At 70.9% G+C, this 4,462-nt stretch carries 2 protein-coding genes; one reads left to right on the forward strand and one right to left on the reverse strand.

Annotation, left to right across the window (positions count from 1 at the left end):
- Nucleotides 1-439: 439 nt before the first annotated feature.
- Nucleotides 440-820 carry a MerR family transcriptional regulator gene (locus tag IEJ02_RS47490; protein WP_191070458.1) on the forward strand — a complete coding sequence of 127 codons (381 nt, stop codon included), beginning with the start codon at nucleotides 440-442 and terminating at the stop codon, nucleotides 818-820.
- Between the two features lie 119 nt (nucleotides 821-939).
- Here IEJ02_RS47490 and IEJ02_RS47495 read toward each other — a convergent pair.
- Nucleotides 940-4,462: multifunctional oxoglutarate decarboxylase/oxoglutarate dehydrogenase thiamine pyrophosphate-binding subunit/dihydrolipoyllysine-residue succinyltransferase subunit (locus IEJ02_RS47495; RefSeq protein WP_191070459.1), on the reverse strand; the 3,523-nt coding region annotated here is incomplete at its 5' end.

Genomic DNA, 4,462 nt, shown 5'->3' on the forward strand with positions numbered 1-4,462 from the left:
GGCCTCCGGGCTCCGGGCCTCGGGCTCCGGCCCCCGGCCCCGGCCCCCGGCCCCGGCCCCGGCCCCCGGCCCCCGGCCCTCGGGCCCCGGGCCTCGGGGCGAGGCAGGGAGCAGCCCGCCGCGGGCGTCAAGGTCCGGCGGACACCTCTGGGCGTGGGTAGCCGCTTCCCGCGGCATCGATATGCGGCTCCGTCGCGTGGAGGGGTTTCGCCGGTGGACTTGGGGGGTGATGTGCCGGTCGTCGCTGCGGTCTGCTGGTCGGTCGGGGGGTCGGCCGGGCCACCGGTGACGCGGTGGGCGTGCGGTCGGCCGGGGCGTCCGGGTTGCTCGGCTGGGGTCTGGGGCGGGGCCCCAGTTGTGGGGAGGGGCGGGGAGGGGAGCTGCCCGCCGCAGGTGGCACGAGCCGGTGGACATCCCTGGGCGCCGGTAGTCTCGCCGCATGCGGATAGGGGAGTTGGCGAAGGCCACCGGTGCCACGACCAGGGCCTTGCGCTTCTACGAGGAGCGGGGACTGCTGAGCTCCGCACGCGCGGTCAACGGCTACCGGGTGTACGACGACCGGGCGGTCCGGCGGGTGGCCAACATTCGCTATCTGCTGGACGCCGGGCTCACGCTCGAGGACATCCAACACTTCGGCGCCTGCCTGGACGGCGACGTGCCGAGCAGCCGGCCCTCCGAGGCCATGCTGGACATCGGGCGCCGCCGCCTGAGCGTGCTGGACGACCGGATCGCCACCCTCGCACGGGTGCGCGACGAGCTCGCCGGACGGCTTGCTGTCGCCTCCGGCGACGGGGCGACCGCGGTCAGTCCGTCCGGCTGAGCGGCGGCCGGGACACCGGCGGGGTGCCGGTCTGACGACAGAGCCCCCGCGAGCCCCCTACGCCGGAAGGCCCGGCCCCGCGCGACGCGGGACCGGGCCTTCCGTATCGGCCGAGGGGCTCAGATCTCGAAGACCTCGCTCACCAGCGCCGCCTGCTCCGCCTGGTGCCGCTTGTTCGACCCCACCGCGGGCGAGGACGAGTGCGGGCGGGAGACCCGGACCAGGCGCTCGGCGGCGGGGACGTCCGCGCCGACCGACAGCTCCAGGTGGTCGATCAGGTTGAGCGCGACGAACGGCCACGCACCCTGGTTCGCCGGTTCCTCCTGCGCCCAGACGAACTTCTCGACGCCCGAGTACTTGGCGATCTCGGCCTGGAGCTCCGCACCCGGCAGCGGGTACAGCCGCTCCAGGCGGATGATCGCCGTGTCGTTCGCACCGCGCTTGTCCCGCTCCGCGGCCAGGTCGTAGTAGACCTTGCCGGAGCAGAAGACCACCTTGCGCACCGAGGCCGGGTCGACCGTCTCGTCGCCGATCACCGGGCGGAAGGAGCCGGAGAGGAACTCATCGGTCTTCGACGCCGCGGCCTTCAGCCGCAGCATCGACTTCGGGGTGAAGACGACCAGCGGCTTGTGGTGCGGGTTGTGGACCTGCCAGCGCAGCAGGTGGAAGTAGTTCGACGGCAGCGTCGGCGCGGCGACCGTCATGTTGTTCTGCGCGCACAGCTGGAGGAAGCGCTCGATCCGGGCCGAGGAGTGGTCCGGCCCCTGGCCCTCGTAGCCGTGCGGCAGCAGCAGCGTGACGCCGGACGTCTGGCCCCACTTCTGCTCGGCCGAGGAGATGAACTCGTCGACGATGGTCTGCGCGCCGTTGACGAAGTCACCGAACTGCGCCTCCCACATGACCAGCGCGTTCGGGCGGGCCAGCGAGTAGCCGTACTCGAAGCCCATCGCCGCGTACTCGCTGAGCAGCGAGTCGTAGACGTTGTACCGGGCCTGGTCATCGGTGAGGTACAGCAGCGGGGTGTAGTCGTCGCCGGTCTCGCGGTCCACCAGCACCGCGTGGCGCTGGCCGAAGGTGCCGCGGCGGGAGTCCTGGCCGGCGAGCCGGACCGGGGTGCCCTCCATCAGCAGCGAGCCGATGGCGAGGGTCTCGCCCATGCCCCAGTCGATCGAGTCGTCCTCGATCATCGCCGCGCGCCGCTGGAGCTGCGGGAGCAGCCGCGGGTGGACGGTGATCCGGTCGGGGATGTTGACCTGGGACTCGGCGATCCGCTTGACGACCTCCTGGGAGACCGCCGTCTGGACCGAGACCGGGAACTCCGCCTGCGGCTCGGGGACCTCGGCCGGGGCCGGGGCCGAGACCGCGTCGCGGACCTCGGTGAAGACCTTCTCCAGCTGGCCCTGGAAGTCCTGGAGTGCCTGCTCGGCCTCTTCCAGCGTGATGTCGCCGCGCCCGATCAGCGACTCGGTGTAGAGCTTGCGCACCGAGCGCTTCTTGTCGATCAGGTCGTACATCAGCGGCTGGGTGAAACCGGGGTTGTCGGTCTCGTTGTGGCCGCGGCGGCGGTAGCAGATCAGGTCGATGACCACGTCCTTGTTGAACGCCTGGCGGAACTCGAAGGCGAGCCGCGCGACGCGGACGACGGCCTCCGGGTCGTCGCCGTTGACGTGGAAGATCGGCGCCTCGATCATGCGCGCGACGTCGGTGGCGTACATCGAGGAGCGGGACGCGGCCGGGGCGGCGGTGAAGCCGACCTGGTTGTTGATCACGATGTGCACGGTGCCGCCGGTGCGGTAGCCGCGCAGCTGCGACATGTTCAGCGTCTCGGCCACCACGCCCTGGCCCGCGAAGGCCGCGTCGCCGTGGAGGGCGACGGGCAGCACCGTGAAGTCGGTGCCCGCCTTGCCGATGATGTCCTGCTTGGCGCGGACGACGCCCTCCAGGACCGGGTCCACGGCCTCCAGGTGGGAGGGGTTCGCGGTGAGCGAGACCTTGATCTGCTCGCCGTCCAGACCGGTGAAGGTGCCCTCGGCGCCCAGGTGGTACTTGACGTCGCCGGAGCCGTGCATGGACTTCGGGTCGAGGTTGCCCTCGAACTCGCGGAAGATCTGCGCGTACGACTTGCCGACGATGTTGGCCAGCACGTTCAGCCGGCCGCGGTGGGCCATGCCGATGACGACCTCGTCCAGGCGCGACTCGGCGGCCGCGTCCAGCACCGCGTCCAGCAGCGGGATGACGGACTCGCCGCCCTCCAGGGAGAACCGCTTCTGACCGACGTACTTGGTCTGCAGGAAGGTTTCGAACGCCTCGGCCGCGTTGAGCCGGCGCAGGATGCGCAGCTGCTCCTCGCGCTCCGGCTTGTCGTGGCTGCGCTCGACGCGGTCCTGGATCCACTTGCGCTGCTTGGGGTCCTGGATGTGCATGAACTCGATGCCGGTGGTGCGGCAGTACGAGTCGCGCAGCACGCCCAGGATGTCGCGCAGCTTCATCATGGACTTGCCCGCGAAGCCGCCGACCGCGAACTCGCGCTCCAGGTCCCACAGGGTGAGCCCGTGCTCGACGATGTCCAGGTCGGGGTGCTTGCGCTGGCGGTACTCCAGCGGGTCGGTGTCGGCCATGACGTGGCCGCGGACCCGGTAGGAGTGGATCAGGTCGAAGACCCGCGCCGCCTTGGTGACGTCGTCGTCGTGGCTGACGTCGATGTCCTTGAGCCAGCGGACCGGCTCGTAGGGGATGCGCAGCGCCTTGAAGATCTCGTCGAAGAAGTCGTTCTCGCCGAGCAGCAGCTGGCTCATGATCCGCAGGAACTCGCCGGACGCGGCGCCCTGGATCACCCGGTGGTCATAGGTGCTGGTCAGCGTCATGACCTTGGAGATGCCCAGCTTGTTCAGGGTGTCCTGGGAGGTGCCCTGGAACTCGGCCGGGTACTCCATGGCGCCGACGCCGATGATCAGGCCCTGGCCGGGCATCAGCCGCGGCACCGAGTGGACGGTGCCGATGCCGCCGGGGTTGGTCAGCGAGGCGGTGACGCCGGTGAAGTCCTCCATCGTCAGCTTGTTCGCCCGGGCGCGGCGGACGATGTCCTCGTACGCCTGCCAGAACTCGAAGAAGTTGAGCGTCTCGGCCTTCTTGATCGCGGCCACGACGAGCTGGCGGTCGCCGTTGGGCTTGACCAGGTCGATGGCGAGACCGAGGTTGATGTGCTCGGGCTTGACCAGGGTCGGCTTGCCGTCCTTCTCGGTGAACGAGTAGTTCATCGAGGGCATCGCCTTCAGCGCCTGCACCATGGCGTAGCCGATCAGGTGCGTGAAGGACACCTTGCCGCCGCGGGCGCGCTTGAGGTGGTTGTTGATGACGATGCGGTTGTCGAACAGCAGCTTCACCGGGACGGCGCGCACCGAGGTGGCGGTCGGCAGCTCCAGCGACGCGTTCATGTTCTTCGCCACGGCGGCGGACGGGCCGCGCAGCGTGACCAGCTCGGGCCCCGCGGAGGGCGCGGCGGGCTCCTTCTTGGAGACCGTCGGCTCGGCCGGGGTCGGCTTGACCGGCGCGGGCTTGGCCGGGGCCGCCGGGGCGGCCTTCGCGGCGGGGGCCGCGGGCTGCGCCGGAGCGGGCTTCGCGGCGGCCGGAGCCGGGGCCGCC

The organism is Streptomyces sp. 5-10, assembly GCF_014712245.1.
Taxonomy (GTDB): Bacteria; Actinomycetota; Actinomycetes; order Streptomycetales; family Streptomycetaceae; genus Streptomyces; species Streptomyces violaceusniger.

What these genes read in the sequence shown, in the direction of transcription:
- IEJ02_RS47490 (WP_191070458.1), top strand. Translation starts at nt 440, where the DNA reads ATGCGGATAGGGGAGTTGGCGAAGGCCACCGGTGCCACGACCAGGGCC.